Below are 20551 nucleotides of genomic sequence, written 5' to 3' on the forward strand. Positions count from 1 at the left end.
AGACAACACTCACCAAGTTAAGCAGTATTATTATGTCCAGGGATATTTCGCCAGATGTCAAGGCCATCAGACTTTTCCTGACTGAGCCACATGCCTGTAGTTATCTTCAAAATCAACAAGCGACAACAGCGTTTGTAGATCCCGGTCTAAGGGTTGACAAAAATCTCTACAGTTACCTGTCTGGCATGGGTTTTCGTCGCAGTGGACGGTATATCTATGCTCCTCGCTGTAAGCATTGTAACGCCTGTATTCCTGCAAGGATCCCGGTGGCGCAATTTAAGCCCAACCGCCAACAGCGTCGGTGCCGTAAGCAGAATGGTGACCTCAGTATTTGGCTGACCCGTATGGTCAACGAAAGCGAACACTACCCTCTTTACCGACAGTACCTCGACAGCCGCCATGCTGACGGTGATATGTATCCGCCGACTGTTGGTCAATATCGTGACTTCATCAGCAATATTCATGACTATAGCGCCATGATGGAGATTCGCTTAAAGGGTGAGCTGGTCGCGGCAGGTCTAGTGGACATTCTAAATGACGGCCTATCCGCCATCTACACTTACTACTCATCAGGGTTATCGAAGCGCAGCCTTGGCACTTTCTCGATTTTGGCAGAACTCATGTTGGCAAGAGAGCTGGGGCTTCCCTACCTTTACTTGGGATACTGGATAAAAGACAGTCCAAAAATGGCTTACAAGGACAGATATCAACCGTTAGAGTTGCTCAGGGATGGTGAATGGGCACCAATGAATTGACATTACTCGATTTTCAGGCAGAATGCGCCACTTCCAGAAGAAACCGTTCGCGGAGAATACAGGCAGCATGTCGAAAGAAGATCATATTGAAATGGAAGGAGAAGTGGTAGACACACTTCCCAATACAACCTTTCGCGTAAAACTGGAGAATGGGCACATTGTTACAGCACATATTTCCGGAAAAATGCGCAAAAATTACATACGCATCCTGACCGGAGACAAAGTCAAGGTCGAACTCACACCCTATGACCTGAGCAAGGGTCGTATCACCTATCGTGCTCGCTAATCCGACCCTTTTGACCCCATAATCAAGCCTCTTCAACCTCTGTCTCAATCAGCAACTCACCGTCTTCCGATACAGAAACGTGTACAACGCCTCCAGAAGATAAATTGCCGAACAACACTTCTTCTGCCAGTGGCTTCTTGATTTTTTCCTGTATCAAACGAGCCATGGGGCGAGCACCCATTTTCTCATCATAGCCACGTTTCGCTAACCAGTCTCTCGCCTCGTCATCAACTTCGAGCAACACGCGTTTGTCATCCAGTTGTTGTTGCAACTGACTGAGGAACTTGTCAACCACGGTATGAATCACGCTACTGTCCAGAGACTTGAACTGAATAATCGCATCAAGGCGATTCCTGAACTCCGGTGTAAACAGTTTGGTAATCGCAGCCATGCCATCTGTTGTATGGTCCTGTGTGGTAAAACCAATCGAGCTGCGACTCATCTCTTCGGCACCGGCGTTGGTCGTCATAATCAGAATGATATTTCTGAAATCGGCCTTTCGCCCATTGTTATCAGTAAGTGTTCCGTGGTCCATCACTTGTAATAAAAGATTGAAAACCTCCGGGTGGGCCTTTTCAATTTCATCAAGCAAAACAACAGCATGAGGATTTTTAGTCACAGCATCTGTTAACAGCCCGCCCTGGTCAAAACCCACATACCCCGGGGGCGCACCTATCAGCCTGGAGACAGTATGCCGCTCCATATACTCTGACATGTCAAAACGCAGTAATTCGATACCCAGCACTTCAGCCAATTGCTTCGACACCTCGGTTTTACCCACCCCTGTCGGCCCGGAAAACAGAAAAGACCCAATAGGCTTTTCACCTTCCCGAAGACCTGCACGGGCCAGTTTGATCGACGTAGAAAGTGCAGAAATCGCTTCATCCTGGCCAAAAACTACCATTTTCAGCTTGTCTGTGAGGCCTTTCAGTTGCTCCTTGTCTGAGGCAGAGACACTTTTTGGCGGAATTCTTGCCATCTTCGCGACAATCGCCTCAACATCACCAACACCGACAACTTTTTTTCGTTTCGAAGGCGGTTGTAACTGCTGATAGGCACCTGCTTCATCAATAATGTCTATTGCCTTGTCTGGCAAAAAACGATCATTAATGTGGCGTGCAGACAGTTCTGCTGCGGCTTTCAGGGCAGCCTGGGTAAACTTCAGCTTGTGATGCTCTTCAAAACGGGACTTGAGCCCCTTAAGAATACCCACAGTCTCTTCAACAGTGGGTTCAGACACATCAATTTTCTGGAAGCGACGAGACAGAGCCCTGTCTTTCTCAAAAATGCCGCGGTATTCCTGGAATGTAGTAGAACCGATACAACGGATTTTTCCGGAGGTCAAAAGTGGCTTTAACAAATTTGAGGCATCCATAACACCACCGGAAGCGGCACCAGCACCGATAATGGTATGAATCTCATCAATGAAGAGGATAGCACCTTCTTTTTCGCGAAGTTCAGCAAGCACGCCTTTGAAACGCTTCTCAAAGTCACCACGGTATTTTGTGCCGGCTAACAAATCCCCAAGATCAAGGGCATAGACAACGCTATTACGAAGTGTATCTGCCACCTTCTCTTCGACGATCATTTTAGCGAGGCCTTCAGCAATAGCCGTTTTACCGACACCGGCTTCACCGACCAGTAGCGGATTATTCTTGCGGCGACGAGCCAGCACCTGGCAGACACGCTCCACTTCCTCAACACGCCCCACGAGGGGATCGATATAGCCTTTACTGGCCTGGGCATTTAAATTAGTGGTGAATTGCTCCAACAGACTACTGCTGTTGTTTTCTGCATCCGCGGTACTTTCTTCCTGAGGAGACTCACCATCGTGCTGCTCCGACTGGTCTGCGTATTTGGAAATTCCGTGGGAGAGATAGTTAACCACATCGATTCTGGCTACATTTTGCAGACGGAGGAAGTACACGGCCTGACTTTCCTGTTCGCTGAATAACGCAACCAGTACATTATCGCCCTGCACCTCGTTTTTACCGGAGGATTGCACATGAAATACGGCGCGCTGAAGAACACGTTGAAAACCGAGTGTTGGCTGAGTGTCCCTTTCATCAAGCTCATCGGGGATTATCGGTGTTGTAGACTCAATAAACTCATCTAGGTCGTGGCGAAGCACATTGATGTCAACACCACAGGCTCTCAATACCTTGAGTGCTGACTCGTTGTCCAGCAACGCGAGCAGTAGATGTTCTACCGTCATGAATTCATGGCGTTTGTGACGGGCCCCTTTAAAAGCCTTATTCAGACTGAGCTCAAGCTCTCTGCTTAACATATATCGATACCTTTAAACTCTACTTTAGAGATCATCATCTTCCGAGGGTTCTACTTCGCAAAGTAATGGATGTTCATTCTTCCTGGCATAATCATTCACTTGTGCAACTTTGGTTTCTGCAACATCCTTTGTGTATACACCACATACGGCCTTGCCGTCCAAATGGACCTTCAGCATTACCCGCGTCGCCACCTCACGATTCATGCCAAAGAAGATTTCCAGTAACCCTACAACAAACTCCATCGGAGTATAATCATCATTAAACAGAACCACCTTGTATCTCTTTGGGCGTTTGAGTTCAGGTGATGCTGCTTCGACAACAGCAGCGGTATTGTGTTGCCACTCCTGTTGCTCATCGTCTTTTTCACCAAAATAAATCTTTAAGCTCATTTTCATAAATCTTGTCGGAATCAACAGCTTCTATCTTACATATTAATACGCTATCTGCGGCCCTATTCTAGTGTTAAGAATAAGTTTATGTCGATTTTTTGCGATTATGGGAGACTTGACTTGATCAGTTTTTCATTATAGAAAACGCCCTTGAGCAAAAAATAAACACTATAAATGCTATTGAATTAGCAGGGTTATAACCTGCGGCTGTATAACAGCCATGCTTACAATAGAAAACCCGATGAGAGGTTGAGTATGCCGTCAGGAACAGTCAAGTGGTTTAATAATGCTAAGGGCTACGGGTTTATTCTGTCATCAGATGGCGTGAGTGATGTCTTTGCCCACTACTCAGCAATCAACATGGAAGGCTATAAAACCTTAAAAGCTGGCCAAGAAGTGTCATTTGATCTCGCAGAGGGCCAAAAAGGCCTGCATGCCTCCAATATTATGCCTTTGATCAACGACAAAGAGGTTACCCCGACAGAACCTGAATCCGGTGAACACTCAGAAAATGGAAATGATTAATGCCTTCCTGGTCATAAAAAAACCCCCGGCTCATTCCTGAGCCGGGGGTTTTTAATAACAAAGCTTACATTCTGGCGATCAGCGCATCGCCAAATTGCGATGACGACAACAAGGTTGCGCCATCCATGAGACGCTCAAAGTCGTATGTGACCTTTTTCTCGGAAATCGCGCCCTCGATCCCTTTGATTATCAAATCAGCGGCTTCATTCCAGCCCATGTGCCGAAGCATCATTTCAGCAGAGAGAATCAGTGAGCCGGGGTTAACTTTATCCTGGCCAGCGTATTTGGGTGCAGTACCATGGGTAGCCTCAAAAATCGCAATATTATCAGAGAGGTTGGCACCCGGGGCTATACCGATACCACCCACCTGAGCAGCAAGCGCGTCCGATAGATAGTCACCATTCAAATTAAGTGTGGCAATGACATCATATTCAGCCGGACGCAAAAGAACCTGTTGCAACATCGCATCTGCAATCACTTCCTTGATAACAATTTCTTTACCCGTATTCGGGTTCTTCATGACCTGCCAGGGCCCTCCATCCAGTGGTTTCGCGCCAAATTCATCTCTGGCCACTTCAAAGCCCCAATCACAAAAAGCACCTTCGGTGAATTTCATGATATTACCCTTGTGAACCAGGGTGACAGAAGATTTATCCTGATCAATCGCATATTGAATGGCTTTACTGACCAGGCGCTTGGTGCCCTGTTCTGAAACAGGTTTGACACCGATACCACAATTTTCCGGGAAGCGGATTTTGGTCACGCCCATTTCATTGCGGAGGAAGTTAATGACTTTTTTGGCTTCATCAGTGCCTGCACGCCACTCAATGCCTGCATAAATATCTTCCGAATTTTCACGGAAGATACACATGTCTACTTCACCTGGTTTTTTGACCGGTGAAGGAACACCCTGGAACCAGCGAACCGGGCGCTGACATACATACAAGTCGAGCTCTTGGCGCAGAGCCACATTCAATGAGCGAAAACCTCCACCCACCGGTGTTGTCAATGGACCTTTGATTGAAACACTAAACTCTCTGATGGCATCCAGCGTCTCGGCGGGAAACCAGTCACCATCATAAATTTCTGCAGCTTTCTCGCCGCAATAAACTTCCATCCAGGAAATTTTCTTGCTCCCCGCGTAAGCCTTTTCAACGGCAGCATCTACAACTTTTACCATCACTGGCGTGATGTCTACACCGATACCGTCACCTTCGATGAACGGAATAATGGGGTTGCTGGGAACATTGAGAGAATAATCGGAATTGACTGTAATTTTTTCACCATCAGTTGGTATCTGGATGTGCTGATATCCCATTGTTGGCTCCATATGTTGGGTAGGTTACTAGTGCGTTATTGTAGGGTTTGAAACAAATAATTCTTGGTTTTATTGTTGTATAACTTTAGAAACGCATAAGATGTTATCACAAACACATATGCTCTTGTAGTTGATTTACATAGCTTCAGGGCATTTTAGTCTCAAAAAATATGCATCCAATCCATGGCTAATCTCCTGCTCTTCAATAAACCCTTCGGTGTCTTGAGCCAGTTCTCTGATTGTGACGGGCACCCGGGACTGGGGCATTACCTGCAGCAGCCAAACATTTATGCTGCTGGACGGTTGGACCATGACTCGGAAGGTCTGCTCCTGTTAACAGATGACGGCAAACTACAAGCAATCATCAGCAATCCGAGACACAAACTGAAAAAGACCTACTGGGCACAGGTCGAGGGTGAAATAACGCAACCGGCATTAGCTCAACTGATACGGGGCGTGAAGCTGAGAGACGGCATCACTCAGCCCGCCTCAGCCAAGCTGATCGAGCCACCGCAGCTCTGGACACGAAATCCGCCCATAAGGCAACGACCAAATCAGCCTACCAGTTGGATAGAATTGCAAATTTCAGAAGGTAAAAACAGACAGGTGCGCAGGATGACTGCGGCAACCGGCTTTCCCACACTGAGACTGATCAGGGTTGCAATTGGGAGCTGGACACTTGGAAACCTACTGCCTGAACAATATCGCTGGGAAACCATCCACATACCTGACACAAAGCACCACAGGTTTCGCCCAAAGAGGGCAAAATGGTGAATCAAATTCATCTGACGGTGGCTGTCGTTGTTGAACGTAAGGGCCGTTTTCTCATGGTCAGGGAAATTCGCAATGGACTCGAGCTATACAACCAGCCCGCAGGGCATGTTGAACCCGGAGAGACACCCATTGAAGCAGCCATCAGAGAAACGTTGGAAGAAACTACTTGGCATGTTGTACCCACCGCCATCATCAGCTTTACTACCTTTCGGGCACCCGCAAACGACATAACCTACTACCGTCTGGCTTTTGCGGCAGATGCTGATCAACTAGACCCTCTACAGGTTATCGATCCGGATATAGAGGAAGCGATGTGGCTGACTTATGAAGAAATACTACAAAAAAGACAACAACTGCGAAGCCCCATGGTTCTCGAAGCAATCGAAGATTACCGGAGAGGCATCTTCTATTCATTGGATTTACTGAAAACTCATCGGTAAAATCCGCTCCCCTATGAACTCACCCAAAAAAGTCATTGTCGGCATGTCCGGCGGCGTAGACTCTTCTGTTACTGCTTTGTTGTTACAAAAGCAGGGGTTTGATGTGGAAGGTCTGTTCATGAAGAACTGGGATGAGGATGATGGCACCGATTACTGCACTGCCCGCCAAGATCTCAATGACGCCCAGGCCGTTGCAGATTCACTGAACATCCACCTTCATACCGCCAATTTCGCTGCGGAATACTGGGACAACGTTTTTGAGTACTTTTTGGCCGAGTACAAAGCCGGTCGTACGCCAAACCCCGATGTCCTCTGTAACCGCGAGATCAAGTTTAAGACATTTCTCGACTACGCCCGCATTCTCGGCGCCGATTCTATCGCCACAGGCCACTACGCAAGGCGTCTTGACAGCAATGGACAAACCTTTCTACTGAAAGGGCTGGACAACAACAAGGATCAAAGCTATTTCCTGCACGCTGTTGATGAGGCCGCTTTTTGTCAATCGCTGTTTCCCCTCGGTGAACTTGAAAAGCCCGCTGTGCGAACTCTTGCGGAACAATATGGCCTGGCTACAGCAAAGAAACGTGATTCCACCGGCATCTGCTTTATCGGCGAACGTCGTTTCAAGGACTTTCTCGAGCAATACATACCAGCACAACCCGGCGATATCGAAAATCCGGAGGGCATTGTTGTCGGTATTCATCAGGGCTTGATGTACCATACACTGGGACAACGTCAGGGGTTGGGCATTGGTGGTCTTCGAGGTGCCAGCGATGACCCCTGGTATGTGGTGGGCAAAGACCTCCCCAGGAATGTACTGATTGTCGCCCAGGGGGCGGAACACCCACTCCTGTACAGTGACAGCTTGAGTACTACTGAAGTCCACTGGATCAACGGATTACCCGCCCACAACCAATTCCGATGCAAAGCCAAAGTTCGTTACCGGCAATCAGATCAGGAGTGTACCGTCACGAAGAATGACGAAAGCTATCAGGTCCTGTTTGATGTGCGACAACGGGCTGTAACCCCCGGACAATCCATTGTGTTTTATGATGGAGAGATTTGTATGGGCGGTGGAGTCATCAATCACACATGGAACTCAACTGAGCCGTTATGCTGCTAAAAAAACCCACAAAAGATCAGATTATTGCACTCAGTGGCGTGTTTCAGGCTTGCCAGCTCGTCGAAACGCTGGCAAAAAGCGGTTCAATCCCCGCAGATCGTTTTCAAGTCTGTATCGAGAGCCTTTTTCAGCAAAACCCGGACAGCACCGAACAGGTATTCGGCTCAGTGGATAATCTCCAGCTGGGCATGGAAACCCTGCAGGAACTACTGACATTACAAACAACCGCCAAGCAGTCCGACACGCTACGTTACGCCGTGGGCGTCATCCACCTATCCAGAAAACTACTGAACAATAAAACCATGATCAACATGATCGGAGAACGGCTGGAACAGGCCAATCGCCAGGCGGCCCACTTCTCTTCAGTCAGCCATACCAACGTCATTGCGAATCTGGCGCAGATCTATCAGGACAGCATCAGTACATTTCGCTACCGCATTCAGGTAAATGGTTATGCGGGATACCTGCAACAGGACTCTATTGCTCAACGTATACGCTGCCTGCTTTTTGCCGGCATCAGGGCAGCCATTCTGTGGCATCAACTGGGCGGCAAACGCTATCACTTGATATTCAGTCGCAAACAGCTTCTCAGTCAACTTCATACCCTGCACACCTAACTTTAAGAGGCTCAGCAACTTTCCCTGAAAACCCCAACCATATCGGGTAAAATTTACGGATTTTCTGACCCGGACACAAGATAATCTCATGAACCTTTCCGAACTTACTGCCATCTCCCCTATTGATGGTCGCTACAGCAGCAAAACTGAGCCACTACGGGTGGCGTTCAGTGAATTTGGTTTAATCAAACACCGTGTGACTGTGGAAGTTCGCTGGTTACAACAGCTGGCATCCCATCCGGACCTGAAGGAAATCCCGCCATTTTCAGATAGCGCCAACGAAGTACTGAATCAGTTGGTGGAAAATTTTGATGAGCAGAAGGCTCAAAGAATCAAAGAGATAGAGCGCACCACCAACCATGATGTAAAAGCGGTCGAGTACTTTATCAAGGAATCCATCGCAACAAATCCGGAGTTGCTGGCGGTATCAGAATTTGTCCACTTTGCCTGTACGTCCGAGGATATCAACAACATCGCCCATGCGCTGATGCTGAAAGAAGGTCGCGACCAAATCCTGCTACCACAGGTTGGTCAGATTGTGCACCAACTGAGCGAATTGGCCCATCGTTATGCCGATGTCCCCATGCTGGCTCGCACCCATGGACAGACCGCCTCCCCGACGACTATTGGTAAGGAGATCGCTAATGTTGTCTACCGGATAACGCGACAACTCTCGCAGATTCGGCAGGTAACGTTGATGGCAAAAATTAACGGTGCCGTTGGCAATTACAATGCGCATCTGTCCGCTTACCCAACCGTGGACTGGGCAAGCAATGCAGAGACATTCATTACAGGCCTGGGTCTGGAGTGGAATCCCTATACCACTCAAATTGAACCACACGACTACATTGCAGAGCTGTTTGATGCGATAGCCCGGCTCAATACTATTCTGATCGACTTCAACCGCGATATCTGGGGCTATATTTCTCTCGGCTACTTCAAACAGAAAACCATTGCAGGAGAAGTGGGTTCTTCCACCATGCCACATAAGGTAAACCCGATAGATTTCGAGAATGCCGAGGGCAATCTGGGCATTGCCAACGCCATCTTTACCCATCTGGCACAAAAGCTGCCGATTTCCCGCTGGCAAAGGGATCTCACCGATTCCACCGTACTGCGCAATATGGGTGTGGGGTTCGGATACAGTCTGATTGCCTATCAGGCGACATTAAAGGGTATTGGCAAACTGGAACTGAATCAGCTTCGATTAGAGGCTGATCTCGATGGGGCATGGGAAGTTCTTGCCGAACCGGTACAAACCGTAATGCGGCGTTACAATATTCCGGAGCCCTACGAAAAACTGAAAGCCCTGACACGCGGGCAGGCAATCACGCGGGAAGCCATTCAGGCCTTTGTCGACACACTGGATATCCCTGAAACAGCCAAAACCGAACTGCTCGCTTTGACACCTTCCAATTACATTGGCAACGCCCCCACTCAGGCGAAAGCGATCTAATTTTTGTCCAGTTTTTTCAGGTAGCCCAACTTTTGATGAATACCGCCGGGTTTCAGTGAGGACAGCCATGACCATTCAATCCATTCTGGGAAACCTGTCGATTGAGGAGTTTCTCGCTGAATACTGGCAGAAAAAACCGCTGTTGATCCGGAATGCCTTCCCCAATTTTGAGTCGCCTCTAACACCCGATGAACTGGCAGGCCTGTCTCTGGAAGAAGAGGTGGAATCACGAATAGTCTTTGAAAAAGGTGAGTCCGGCCCCTGGGAACTTCAGCACGGCCCTTTTGATGAGAGTATTTTCGCTCAACTGCCTGAAAGCTGCTGGAGTCTTTTGGTCCAGGGCGCCGATCTGTGGGTGCCCGAAGTCAAGGCTTTGCTGCCCCACTTCAATTTTCTGCCACCCTGGCGAGTCGATGACGTCATGGTCAGTTATGCCCCGGTCGGCGGTAGCGTCGGCCCCCACTTCGACTATTACGATGTGTTTCTTCTGCAGGGTCTGGGACAGCGTCGCTGGCAGGTTGGCCAGTTCTGCGATCAGCAATCACCGCTTGTAGCCGGCACACCACTCCGGATCCTGCAGACCTTTGATGTAGTGGATGAATGGGTTCTTCAGCCAGGCGACATGCTTTATCTGCCGCCGGGGATTTCCCATTGGGGGATCGCAGAAAATGATTGCCTCACCTACTCAATTGGTTTCAGATCACCATCGCTCACCGATATGCTTGACGACCTCACCACAGAACTGATGACCCAGGGGAACAGCTGCTACTACCGGGACCCACCCCTAACGCCTGGCATGGCAACTGAAGTGATTAATCCTGCCTTCATCAAGCAGGTGCAAGCCATGCTCAGGGAGATAGCGGAAGATAAAACGTTACTAGGGGACTGGTTTGCCCGCTACATGACCGCACCGAAGTACCCGGAATTGGTCGATGAAGCGGACGTTGATCGACGCGCCACGATTGATGGCAGACATTATTTAAACGGAGAGCAGGTCGATAAATAGTGCATCACCTTCGGCTTACTGACAGTCACCTGCATTACTTATCGATAGCAACGCCGCCTCCGGGCCAACGGGTATCGGTCACACCTGAACGACGACCACTCTTTTCAGCAATAGCCTGAACTTTGCCCAGCACACGGGCGTGAGGAGATGTTTCATGCCCCATTTCCTCAAGTATTTGGATGGTATCGGGGCTAATACCTCGCTCAAACACAACCTGGTCAGGCAGCCATTGATGATGAATACGGGGTACCGCAGCAGCTTCGGCAATATTCATATCAAAATCGAGGTGATTAAGAATATGCTGCAACACCACCGTAATAATGGTACTGCCCCCCGGGCTGCCCGTTGCCATAATCGGTTTTCCGTCCCGGAATACTATCGTAGGTGTCATTGAAGACAGCGGCCGTTTTCCCGGACCGATAGCATTGGCTTCTTCACCGGTCAGCCCGTAGGCATTGGGCACCCCGGCCTTTGCCGAGAAATCATCCATTTCATTATTGAGCAGAAAACCGCCGCCCGTCACAGCAATACCACTACCGTATGAAAAATTCAGTGTATAGGTATTGCTCACTACATTGCCCTGCTCGTCCCAGACGACAAAATGGGTTGTTTGGGGGCTTTCTTCAGGCACAGCCAGGTGCGGCTGGACGTCCTCCGACCGACTGGCCCTGCTCAGATCAATGTCCTTGCGCAACTGTGCTGCATACTGCTTATCAATGAGACGGTCTACCGGAACCGGGTAATAGTCCGGGTCACCAAGGTGTCTGCTGCGGTCAGCATAAGCACGCCGCATGGACTCTATCAGGCGATGCAGGTAAGCGGCACTGTTGTGACCATGGGGCACCAAATCCCAGCCCTCCAGTATATTGAGCATCTGGATGAGATGAACACCGCCAGAGGATGGCGGTGGCATGGAATCAATTCGATAACCACGATAGATCCCAGATATGGGCCGGCGCTCAACAACCCGATATTTAACCAGATCACGGGCTGTAATAAGCCCCTTCCCCCTCGCCATTTCATCGGTAATCAGTTTGGCAACCGGACCACGATAGAATCCATCGGTACCTCTGGTGGCAATAAGCTCCAACGTGGTCGCCAGGTCAGCCTGGCGCCATAGGCTGCCAACCTTTAGCGGCTTACCATCTGAGCGAAAAAAATAGCTGGAAGATGCCGGATGGGACTGTAACCGGGGGGCAGCCTTATTGAGTGAAGCAGCCAGTTCATGGTTCACAACAAAGCCCTTTCTGGCCAGTGCGATAGCCGGCGCCATGACTTTTGACAGGCTCATCGTGCCGTAACGTTCAAGCGCGTGAACCAGGCCGGCCACTGTCCCGGGGACACCGACAGCCTGATGGCTGAATCGGGAGAGTGATTTATCAACTTTCCCATTGTGGTCAAGAAATTGATCCTTTCGGGCAGCAGCCGGAGCCATTTCACGGTAGTCGATAGCCAGTGTTTTATCTTTCTCGGCCAGATACACCATCATGAACCCGCCGCCACCGAGATTACCGGCCTGAGGCAGGGTAACAGCCAGCGCAAAACCAGTGGCGACAGCTGCATCCACCGCATTGCCCCCCCGTTTCAAAATATCGGCGCCCACCTGACTGGCCAGATACTCCTGGGATACAACCATACCGCCATCAGAATAAACCGGATGAAAGCGGTCGTCGTATTCAAAAATTATCGGTGCCTCATCGGCATAAAGCATCGCCGGCAATAACATTGCCATTAGTATCGATCTTATGATTAAAGCACCCACATTTATTCCCTGTTGTCTTCCAGTACTGATCTTAGCGTAACATCCACCACTGTTTATATGGCCATCCCACAGCTAAGATAAGCAAAAAGAGGGGGTGCTCTGTGGAAACGGTTGACTTTTTTCCTATTGAGGTTGAACAAACCAGTTGGCAAAACTCAAATGTGCAGCTCAAGGCGATACGTCATCAAGTGTTCGTCGATGAACAACATGTACCCATTGAAGAAGAGATTGATGAACACGATCCAGTTGCCATGCATTGGCTCGCGTATGGACCTGACGATATTCCTATGGCGACAGCCAGAATGCTGCCAGATGGCCAGATTGGCAGGATGGCTGTATTAAAGGACTATCGGCAGTTGGGTGTCGGATCGGCACTGATGCGCAAAATGATCAAATACGCCGTCCGTGAGGGGCACCAGGAGCTGACGCTGAATGCACAAATCACGGCATTACCTTTTTACGAGGGCTTCGGTTTTACTGTACAGGGCGAAAATTTTCTCGATGCGGGTATCCCACACAGAAAAATGGTACTGGACCTGCACCAATTTACAGATCACACACCAAAACCGGTTCTGAAAGAAATTACCGAAGAAGATCGCCAACGAATTTCCGTTGAAGGACTGGATCAATTCCGTGATCAGGCTGTTTCACTGGTACAGCTGGCCCATCGGGAGGTTCGTATTTTTTCAGAGCGACTGGAAGCGGCTATCTACAGCAATACTGAGTTTTGCGATGCAATTTACACATTTGCGACCAGCCACCCGCTGGCCAGGGTGAACATTCTGGTCAGGGATCTTTATCAGATCAGACACCAAACCAACCAGCTCAAGGAACTCTGTCACCGCCTGCCCAGCCGCATCCAGATGCGAAAATTCAATTCACTGGAACCCTGTCTGCACCGTGAATTTTTATTGATCGACAAGAGCGGCATACTCTACAAACAAGAGCCCGAACGGTTTATCGGTTATGCCGTGTCATATGCCCCACTGGAAGCAGTTGAACTTGTGGAGGAATTTGATAACCATTGGGAGCAGGGAGAAGTGGACCCGGAGTTACGACGCCTGCACATCTAGGTGGACACTACTCTTAAACCGACGAGAAAAAAAACGCCGTTCCCAGGAACAGCGTTTTTCTCGGGCAATATCGACGATTACTGTAACTTCGCCTTCTGCCGATAGGCATGCAACAGAGGTTCAGTATAACCACTGGGCTGAGCACAGCCCTTGAACACCAGATCACATGCCGCAGCAAACGCCACACTGGTATCAAAGTTTGACGCCATGGGACGGTAATCCGGATCGTCAGCATTTTGGGCATCGACAATTTTAGCCATGCGCTTCATGGTTTCCATCACCTGCTCTTCGCCACAAATCCCATGGCGCAACCAGTTGGCTATGTGCTGGCTAGAAATACGCAAAGTCGCGCGGTCTTCCATAAGACCAACATTATTGATATCAGGTACCTTGGAGCAACCAATGCCCTGCTCCACCCACCGAACCACATAACCAAGAATGCCTTGAGCATTGTTGTCCAGTTCTTTCTGAATGTCCTCTGCGGTCAGTTCACCATCCAGCAGTGGGATGGTCAAAATATCATCCACACTGGCGGGAACCCGATTCGCCAGTTCATTTTGCAGGGCAAAAACGTCTACCTGGTGATAGTGAATCGCGTGCAATGTTGCCGCAGTGGGTGAGGGTACCCAGGCAGTATTGGCACCTGCTTTTGGGTGGCCTATCTTGGCCACCATCATATCGGCCATATGGTCTGGAATCGGCCACATGCCCTTGCCAATCTGGGCACGTCCTTTCAGTCCACAAGCCAGCCCCACATCCACGTTCTGGTCTTCGTAGGCGGTGATCCACTTCAGGGTCTTCAACTGGCCCTTTGGCGCAAACGGACCTGCTTCCATACTGGTATGAATCTCGTCACCTGTGCGGTCGAGAAAACCTGTATTAATAAAGACCACACGCTCACTGGCGGCGCGAATACACTCTTTCAGGTTTACAGAGGTACGGCGCTCCTCATCCATAATGCCCACTTTTAGGGTATTTCTGGGCAAAGCAAGGGCATCTTCCACCGCATTGAACAGGCTGTTGGTAAATGCCACCTCTTCCGGACCGTGCATTTTCGGCTTTACGATATAAACACTGCCGGTTTTACTGTTGCGGACGGTGCTGTTGCCTTTCAGGTCATGAATGGCGATCAGACTGGTGATCATGGCATCCATAATCCCTTCCGGAATTTCATTACACCCAGCGTCAAGGATCGCAGGGTTGGTCATCAGGTGACCCACATTGCGGACAAACAGCAAGCTGCGGCCGGGTAAGACCAGATCACCGCCATTCGGGCTGGTGTATTCGCGGTCCGGGTTCATGCGGCGCACAATGGTCTTGCCAGCCTTGTTGAGGGTTTCCTCAAGATCGCCTTTCATCAGGCCAAGCCAGTTGCGGTAAACCAGCGCCTTGTCTTCGGCATCGACAGCGGCCACGGAGTCTTCACAGTCCATGATGGTGGTCAAGGCTGCTTCCATCAGGATGTCTTTGACGCCCGCCGCGTCTGAAGAGCCAATTTGACTATTTCGATCAATTTGAATTTCCATATGTATCTTGTTGTTTTCAAAAAGAATAGCTCTAGGATTTTCAGCATCTCCCTGGTATCCGACAAATTTTCCCGGATCAGCGAGACCAACCTGACTACCGTCATCCAGCATCACCTGCAACCGGCCATCAATAACACGGTATTGAGTGGCATTTTTGTGGGAATGACCAGCAAGAGGTACTGTGTCATCAAGGAGTTTTCGGGCATACGCGATTACTAGGGCACCGCGAGCCGGGTTGTACTTCGCCGTCTTCTCGGCACCATCGGTTTCCGGAAGGACATCGGTACCATAAAGTGCATCGTATAGACTACCCCAGCGAGCATTGGCCGCATTCAGGGCAAAGCGGGCATTCATGACGGGCACCACCAATTGCGGTCCTGCCTGTTGGGCAATTTCGGGGTCAACTTTCTCCGTCGTGATCGAGAAACCTTCACCCTCTGGAACCAGATAATCAATTTCTGTCAGGAAGGCCTTGTAATCGGCAAGGTTGTGAGCCCGACCGCTATGCTGCTGATGCCAGGCATCAATTTGTGCCTGCAGCTGATCACGCTTTTTAAGCAGTTGACGATTTTTGGGCGCAAATTCATCGATAATTGCGCTGAATGACTGCCAGAAAGCCGCCAGATCAATTCCAGTGCCGGGGATAATGTCGTGTTTGACGAGGTCGTGAATGGCTTGGGACACCTGAAGTCCACTCACTTGAATACGTTCAGTCATGATTGAGCCCTGTGGTTACGATAGGGAAGACGAGCGAGAATTGTAGGGAACCCGGTGGGGATTTAGCAATTTTATAGGTATTATTTTCGCTATTTACTCAACGAATGACGTTAGCCGTATCAATCCAGTGTTTTCGCCACGTCTGCAATGGTTCGCCGTATCCACTGATGTGCAGGATTGTGCTGCAACAGTGGACTCCAGGCCATTTTCAGCTCGATTTCCGGAATATCAAAGGGTGGCTCGAGAATCGCCACATGCGGATTATCCACCAGTAATGAGGCAGCCTTGGTAGGCAAAGTAATCACCAGATCATGCAACTCAGCCAACCTCATGGCAGCCTGATAATGGCGGGTGAACACCCGGATACGACGTTTCTTGCCAATCCTGGTCAAGGCCTCATCGACCCAACCAAGGCGCTGCTCAGCCCCGGGTTCCATACCGACCCCGACGCCCATCCCTGTTTTACTGACCCAGACATGGCCGCTATCCAGATAATTGTCCAGAGTAAAGTCGTGAATAATCGGATTGTGGATACTCGCCACACAGGAAAACGTATCCCGCCAAATGGTCATCTGATGAAACGACTGCGGCAACACGTCGAAACGGTTGATCACCAGATCAATACTGCCCTGCTCGACATCCTGATAACTGATATCGCTGGGCGTCAATACATCAAGTGTTATGTTTGGAGCTTCAGAGCGTAAACGACGCATCAGATGCGGCAACAATGTCGACTCGGTATAGTCGCTGACAGAGATCCGGAAGACCCGGTCAGCCTCAGCTGCATTGAACTCGCGCCGGGGAACAACCGCTTTTTCAACAGACGCCAAAACTTCCCGGACTATGGGCTGTAGCTGTTCGGCCCGCTCAGTGGGTGTCATGCCATCACTGGTTCTCACCAGTAATGGATCATTGAATAAGTCCCGAAGTCGCCTCAGACCATTACTCATGGCTGGCTGACTGATACCCATATTCTCCGCAGCTCTGGTAACATTGCGCTCTTTCAGCAGCACATCCAGATACACCAGCAGATTCAGATCGACGTTTCTTATATTCATTTTAAAAATACCGAAAATAATAACTATAGATTAGCTAAATTTTAGGTCGATGGCTAGAATCCGTATCCACAAATTTTCCTTTTCTCTTATCCAAACTGGAAGGACACACCATGTCAAACTACACCAAAGAGATTGATGCTGTAGCCAAAGTGCGCAATGCCAACAGCACCTGGAGCGCCATCAACCCCGAGTCGGCAGCCCGCATGCGTATTCAGAACCGTTTCCGCACTGGTCTGGATATTGCCCGCTATACTGCCAAAATCATGCGTGATGATATGGCAGCTTATGATGCCGACAGCTCTCAATACACCCAATCCCTGGGTTGCTGGCATGGCTTTATCGGTCAACAAAAACTGATCGCCATCAAAAAACACCTCAAAACCACCAAGAAACGCTACCTGTACCTGTCAGGCTGGATGGTTGCCGCACTGCGTTCTGAGTTCGGCCCCCTGCCCGATCAGTCAATGCACGAAAAAACCTCTGTTTCTTCGCTGATCGAAGAGCTTTATACATTTCTTCGCCAGGCCGATGCCCGCGAGCTGGATCAGCTGTTCATGGACCTGGATGCTGCCCGCGAAGCCGGAGATAAAGCAAAAGAAGCCGACCTGTTAAACCAGATCGAGAATTTTGAGACCCACGTGGTACCGATCGTCGCCGATATCGATGCCGGTTTTGGCAACCCCGAAGCGACCTACCTGTTGGCGAAGAAAATGATCGAAGCGGGCGCATGCTGTATCCAGATTGAGAACCAGGTATCGGACGAAAAGCAATGCGGTCACCAGGACGGTAAAGTCACTGTCCCCCACTCCGACTTCCTGGCCAAAATCAATGCTGTTCGCTACGCGTTCCTGGAGCTGGGTGTCGACGACGGCGTTATCGTTGCACGTACCGACTCCCTCGGCGCTGGCCTGACCAAGCAGATTGCTGTGACCAACGAACCCGGCGATTTGGGTGACCAGTACAACAGCTTCCTCGATGGTGATTACGTACAGAGTGCAGAAGACATCCAGAACGGTGATGTAGTAATCAAGGCCAATGGCAAGCTACTCAAACCAAAACGTCTGGCCTCAGGTCTGTTCCAGTTCCGCAAGGACACCGGTATTGACCGCGTCGTTCTGGACTGTATCACCAGCCTGCAAAATGGCGCCGACCTGCTGTGGATCGAAACCGAAAAACCCCACGTTGGTCAGATCGCTGAAATGGTTAACCGAATTCGCGAAGCAGTGCCCAATGCCAAACTGGTCTACAACAACAGTCCTTCCTTCAACTGGACGTTGAACTTCCGCCAGCAGGTCTTTGATGCCATGCAGGCTGAAGGCAAAGATGTTTCTGCATATGATCGCGAAAAACTGATGAGCGTAGACTACGATGAAACCGAGCTGGCGAAGCTGGCTGACGAGAAAATCCGCACCTTCCAGGCGGACGCGGCTCGCGAGGCGGGTATCTTCCACCACCTGATCACCCTGCCGACCTACCACACGGCTGCCCTGTCCACTGACAATCTGGCAAAAGGCTACTTTGCAGATCAGGGTATGCTGGCTTATGTGAAAGGCGTTCAACGCCAGGAAATCCGTCAGGGCATCGCCTGCGTAAAACACCAGAACATGGCTGGTTCCGATATCGGTGATAACCACAAAGAATATTTTGCTGGTGAAGCCGCTCTCAAGGCCGGCGGTAAAGACAATACAATGAACCAGTTCTAGAGTTCATTGATCACCTATTCCCCTAAGAGTAAAAGTTTGGGAGCTGCTTCGCAGCTCCTTTTTTTTGCCTTGCTCGTTACACTGCTGTTTCAGCATCACGCCATGTAACCAGCTCGACACGATTCTCGAAGGCCGTATGCCTCAATGTTAGGATTTTCCCTGAATGGATCACATCAACACTACCGGCATTCATTTGAGTCAATCACCACAGTCCGTTCGGGGATGACAGACCGGCCACCGGCTTTTCCAAAACAAGGTAAACTACTTGCTGGATTCTCAAGCGCTTCCTGTCTGTCGCTACAGCCAGTGGGCTATGAAACCAGCGTTGATAAAATAGAATTTTACTGTGGTTTATTAGCAGCTCTCACGGTGGAAGTTAGCTGCGATTTACAGGAAAAAAACCTCCGCAAATATAATAAAAAACAAAGAACTATAAGTGCTATTTAAACTTTTTTGGAGATATTCGAAGCAACGTGTTATCGCGCAATATGTAATGGTGAAAAAGTCCCGCCAGTGCGTGAATACCTATCAAAAAATACCCTGCGCTGCCAACCATTTCATGAACCTCTTTAATGGCTTTGGCCAGCGTTTCGTTTTCCGCCATCAATGCCGGAAAAGTCGCCCCGAAAAAAGGCACAGGCTTACCGCTGCCACTGAGTACCAGCCAACCCATCAGCGGCATGGCAATCATAAATAGGTATAAAATGGCATGCATCGACCTTCCCACCAGCACCTGCCAGCGAGGTGGCGCCGGCAAAATCTCCGGCCTCACTTGTAAAAGCTGGGCAACCAACCGGATCCAGACAAGAATAAAAACAGTCAACCCCAGCATAAAATGCCAAGCTTTAAAGGCTTCGCGAGGGTCACTGCCCTTTGGATAGAGTTCGCGCAATTCAATACAGCCATAAACCGCGATCAACAACAGTAACATCAGCCAGTGTAAAGACACCGACACCCAACCATAATGCTCTCTCGTATTACGCCAATCCACGATAACTCCTGATAAAAAACTGTTATGCGTTTGAGCTTAACCTACTGCACCAATTGATTTGTGATATGCATCAAGCCAAACCGCTCCAACTCACCCCTCTCCAACCAATGGGCTGGGCGATACGATGACGCCATTGTTATCAGCATACACATACCCACCGGGGTGGAAGGTAATACCGCCAAATGTCACTGGCACATTCAGATCACCAATTCCACGCTTGTCGGTTTTCAAAGGGATCGATGCCAGTGCCTGCACACCCAGATCCAGCTCTGCCAACGCATCAACATCGCGGACACAACCGTAAATAATCAACCCTTCCCACCCATTCCTGACCGCATTTTCGGCAATCATATCGCCCAGCAGCGCACGCCGCAGCGAGCCACCACCGTCCACCACGAGCACTTTTCCATGACCGGGCTTACCGGCACTCTCTTTCACCAGCGAATTGTCCTCATGACATTTAACAGTAACAATTTCACCGCCAAACGTATCCCTCCCACCATAATTAGTCATCATTGGTTCCATTACCTGCACCAGCTCGGGATAATCATCGCAAAGATCAGGGGTTGCAAAAAACATCATGACTCCAGCCTGTTGTTCATCCAATATTCATTCCCAGCGGCCCGAATTGATCAGAGCGACGCCAGCAATCGATACTCTCTCTGCGTGCATGCAAACAACCCCGCACACCAACCTGATATTTGGGATAGGCAAGTTGTCGTCTGGTCTATGAACGCTTATGGG

Annotated in this window: 19 protein-coding genes; 11 read left to right on the top strand and 8 right to left on the bottom strand. The window is 49.6% G+C overall.

Translation table 11 applies throughout. From position 1 onward, the window contains the following. Positions 1-32 precede the first annotated feature (32 nt). Together U740_RS09070 and infA are read left to right on the top strand one after the other, a co-directional pair. Positions 33-755 carry an arginyltransferase gene (locus U740_RS09070; protein WP_051921367.1) on the top strand — a complete coding sequence of 241 codons (723 nt, stop codon included), beginning with the start codon at positions 33-35 and terminating at the stop codon, positions 753-755. A gap of 67 nt (positions 756-822) precedes the next feature. Beyond that, positions 823-1041: a translation initiation factor IF-1 gene (gene infA, locus U740_RS09075; protein ID WP_036861763.1), complete on the top strand. Its 219-nt coding sequence runs from the start codon at positions 823-825 to the stop codon at positions 1039-1041. A gap of 22 nt (positions 1042-1063) precedes the next feature. On the opposite strand, the gene clpA is transcribed toward infA, so the two are convergent. Next, positions 1064-3328 carry an ATP-dependent Clp protease ATP-binding subunit ClpA gene (gene clpA / locus U740_RS09080; protein ID WP_036860323.1) on the bottom strand — a complete coding sequence of 755 codons (2265 nt, stop codon included), beginning with the start codon at positions 3326-3328 and terminating at the stop codon, positions 1064-1066. 24 nt (positions 3329-3352) lie between these two features. Further along, entirely contained in the window at positions 3353-3724 is a 372-nt protein-coding gene (gene clpS / locus U740_RS09085; protein WP_081890900.1) for an ATP-dependent Clp protease adapter ClpS, read from the bottom strand. A 249-nt stretch (positions 3725-3973) separates the two neighbouring features. Here clpS and U740_RS09090 point away from each other — a divergent pair, with 249 nt between their 5' ends. Beyond that, the gene (locus tag U740_RS09090; protein WP_036860324.1) at positions 3974-4243 is read left to right on the top strand and encodes a cold-shock protein; all 270 of its coding nucleotides are present in this window, start codon (positions 3974-3976) and stop codon (positions 4241-4243) included. Between the two features lie 64 nt (positions 4244-4307). Here the strand turns inward: U740_RS09090 and icd are convergent, their stop codons facing one another. Then, positions 4308-5561 (bottom strand): NADP-dependent isocitrate dehydrogenase, encoded by a 1254-nt coding sequence (gene icd, locus U740_RS09095; protein ID WP_036860325.1) that lies wholly within the window; start codon positions 5559-5561, stop codon positions 4308-4310. Between the two features lie 183 nt (positions 5562-5744). Here icd and U740_RS09100 point away from each other — a divergent pair, with 183 nt between their 5' ends. The 6 genes from U740_RS09100 to U740_RS09125 all read left to right on the top strand — a co-directional run bounded on the left by U740_RS09100 (position 5745) and on the right by U740_RS09125 (position 10977). After that, complete coding sequence (locus U740_RS09100) at positions 5745-6335, top strand: pseudouridine synthase (protein ID WP_036860327.1); 591 nt, start codon at positions 5745-5747, stop codon at positions 6333-6335. After that, entirely contained in the window at positions 6329-6775 is a 447-nt protein-coding gene (locus tag U740_RS09105) for an NUDIX hydrolase (protein ID WP_036860329.1), read from the top strand. Before U740_RS09100 ends, U740_RS09105 begins: the two co-directional genes overlap by 7 nt. A 13-nt stretch (positions 6776-6788) precedes the next feature. Beyond that, a complete protein-coding gene (mnmA, locus tag U740_RS09110; protein ID WP_036860331.1) occupies positions 6789-7898 on the top strand; it encodes a tRNA 2-thiouridine(34) synthase MnmA in 1110 nt (369 codons plus the stop codon). Next, entirely contained in the window at positions 7889-8515 is a 627-nt protein-coding gene (gene hflD, locus U740_RS09115) for a high frequency lysogenization protein HflD (RefSeq protein WP_036860332.1), read from the top strand. Before mnmA ends, hflD begins: the two co-directional genes overlap by 10 nt. A gap of 88 nt (positions 8516-8603) precedes the next feature. After that, complete coding sequence (gene purB, locus U740_RS09120; protein WP_036860333.1) at positions 8604-9971, top strand: adenylosuccinate lyase; 1368 nt, start codon at positions 8604-8606, stop codon at positions 9969-9971. Between the two features lie 67 nt (positions 9972-10038). Beyond that, positions 10039-10977 carry a cupin domain-containing protein gene (locus U740_RS09125; protein ID WP_036860334.1) on the top strand — a complete coding sequence of 313 codons (939 nt, stop codon included), beginning with the start codon at positions 10039-10041 and terminating at the stop codon, positions 10975-10977. A gap of 34 nt (positions 10978-11011) precedes the next feature. Here the strand turns inward: U740_RS09125 and ggt are convergent, their stop codons facing one another. After that, positions 11012-12709, bottom strand: coding sequence for a gamma-glutamyltransferase (gene ggt, locus U740_RS09130; RefSeq protein ID WP_051921370.1), 1698 nt, complete (start codon positions 12707-12709; stop codon positions 11012-11014). A gap of 131 nt (positions 12710-12840) precedes the next feature. Between ggt and U740_RS11895 the strand changes: the two genes are divergently transcribed. Then, positions 12841-13812 (top strand): GNAT family N-acetyltransferase, encoded by a 972-nt coding sequence (locus U740_RS11895; RefSeq protein WP_051921372.1) that lies wholly within the window; start codon positions 12841-12843, stop codon positions 13810-13812. 77 nt (positions 13813-13889) lie between these two features. Here U740_RS11895 and U740_RS09140 read toward each other — a convergent pair whose 3' ends face one another. Together U740_RS09140 and U740_RS09145 are read right to left on the bottom strand one after the other, a co-directional pair. Continuing rightward, positions 13890-16055, bottom strand: coding sequence for a malate synthase G (locus U740_RS09140; RefSeq protein ID WP_036860335.1), 2166 nt, complete (start codon positions 16053-16055; stop codon positions 13890-13892). A 119-nt stretch (positions 16056-16174) separates the two neighbouring features. Next, positions 16175-17113: a LysR family transcriptional regulator gene (locus tag U740_RS09145; RefSeq protein ID WP_036860336.1), complete on the bottom strand. Its 939-nt coding sequence runs from the start codon at positions 17111-17113 to the stop codon at positions 16175-16177. Between the two features lie 110 nt (positions 17114-17223). On the opposite strand from U740_RS09145, the gene U740_RS09150 reads away from it, so the two are divergent. Then, on the top strand, positions 17224-18816 hold the full coding sequence (locus U740_RS09150; protein ID WP_036860338.1) for an isocitrate lyase: 1593 nt from the start codon (positions 17224-17226) through the stop codon (positions 18814-18816). Between the two features lie 439 nt (positions 18817-19255). Here U740_RS09150 and U740_RS09155 read toward each other — a convergent pair whose 3' ends face one another. Further along, positions 19256-19807, bottom strand: coding sequence for a cytochrome b (locus tag U740_RS09155; protein WP_036860340.1), 552 nt, complete (start codon positions 19805-19807; stop codon positions 19256-19258). Positions 19808-19897: 90 nt separating this feature from the next. Next, positions 19898-20389 carry a ribonuclease E activity regulator RraA gene (rraA, locus tag U740_RS09160; RefSeq protein ID WP_036860341.1) on the bottom strand — a complete coding sequence of 164 codons (492 nt, stop codon included), beginning with the start codon at positions 20387-20389 and terminating at the stop codon, positions 19898-19900. Positions 20390-20551 lie beyond the last annotated feature (162 nt).

This window comes from Porticoccus hydrocarbonoclasticus MCTG13d (assembly GCF_000744735.1).
GTDB lineage: Bacteria > Pseudomonadota > Gammaproteobacteria > Pseudomonadales > Porticoccaceae > Porticoccus > Porticoccus hydrocarbonoclasticus.

Coding starts and splice junctions, on each gene's coding strand:
- U740_RS09070 (WP_051921367.1), top strand. CDS start 33: ATGTCCAGGGATATTTCGCCAGATGTCAAGGCCATCAGACTTTTCCTG.
- infA (WP_036861763.1), top strand. CDS start 823: ATGTCGAAAGAAGATCATATTGAAATGGAAGGAGAAGTGGTAGACACA.
- clpA (WP_036860323.1), bottom strand. CDS start 3,328: ATGTTAAGCAGAGAGCTTGAGCTCAGTCTGAATAAGGCTTTTAAAGGG.
- clpS (WP_081890900.1), bottom strand. CDS start 3,724: ATGAAAATGAGCTTAAAGATTTATTTTGGTGAAAAAGACGATGAGCAA.
- U740_RS09090 (WP_036860324.1), top strand. CDS start 3,974: ATGCCGTCAGGAACAGTCAAGTGGTTTAATAATGCTAAGGGCTACGGG.
- icd (WP_036860325.1), bottom strand. CDS start 5,561: ATGGGATATCAGCACATCCAGATACCAACTGATGGTGAAAAAATTACA.
- U740_RS09100 (WP_036860327.1), top strand. CDS start 5,745: ATGGCTAATCTCCTGCTCTTCAATAAACCCTTCGGTGTCTTGAGCCAG.
- U740_RS09105 (WP_036860329.1), top strand. CDS start 6,329: ATGGTGAATCAAATTCATCTGACGGTGGCTGTCGTTGTTGAACGTAAG.
- mnmA (WP_036860331.1), top strand. CDS start 6,789: ATGAACTCACCCAAAAAAGTCATTGTCGGCATGTCCGGCGGCGTAGAC.
- hflD (WP_036860332.1), top strand. CDS start 7,889: ATGCTGCTAAAAAAACCCACAAAAGATCAGATTATTGCACTCAGTGGC.
- purB (WP_036860333.1), top strand. CDS start 8,604: ATGAACCTTTCCGAACTTACTGCCATCTCCCCTATTGATGGTCGCTAC.
- U740_RS09125 (WP_036860334.1), top strand. CDS start 10,039: ATGACCATTCAATCCATTCTGGGAAACCTGTCGATTGAGGAGTTTCTC.
- ggt (WP_051921370.1), bottom strand. CDS start 12,709: ATGGCAATGTTATTGCCGGCGATGCTTTATGCCGATGAGGCACCGATA.
- U740_RS09140 (WP_036860335.1), bottom strand. CDS start 16,055: ATGACTGAACGTATTCAAGTGAGTGGACTTCAGGTGTCCCAAGCCATT.
- U740_RS09145 (WP_036860336.1), bottom strand. CDS start 17,113: ATGAATATAAGAAACGTCGATCTGAATCTGCTGGTGTATCTGGATGTG.
- U740_RS09150 (WP_036860338.1), top strand. CDS start 17,224: ATGTCAAACTACACCAAAGAGATTGATGCTGTAGCCAAAGTGCGCAAT.
- rraA (WP_036860341.1), bottom strand. CDS start 20,389: ATGATGTTTTTTGCAACCCCTGATCTTTGCGATGATTATCCCGAGCTG.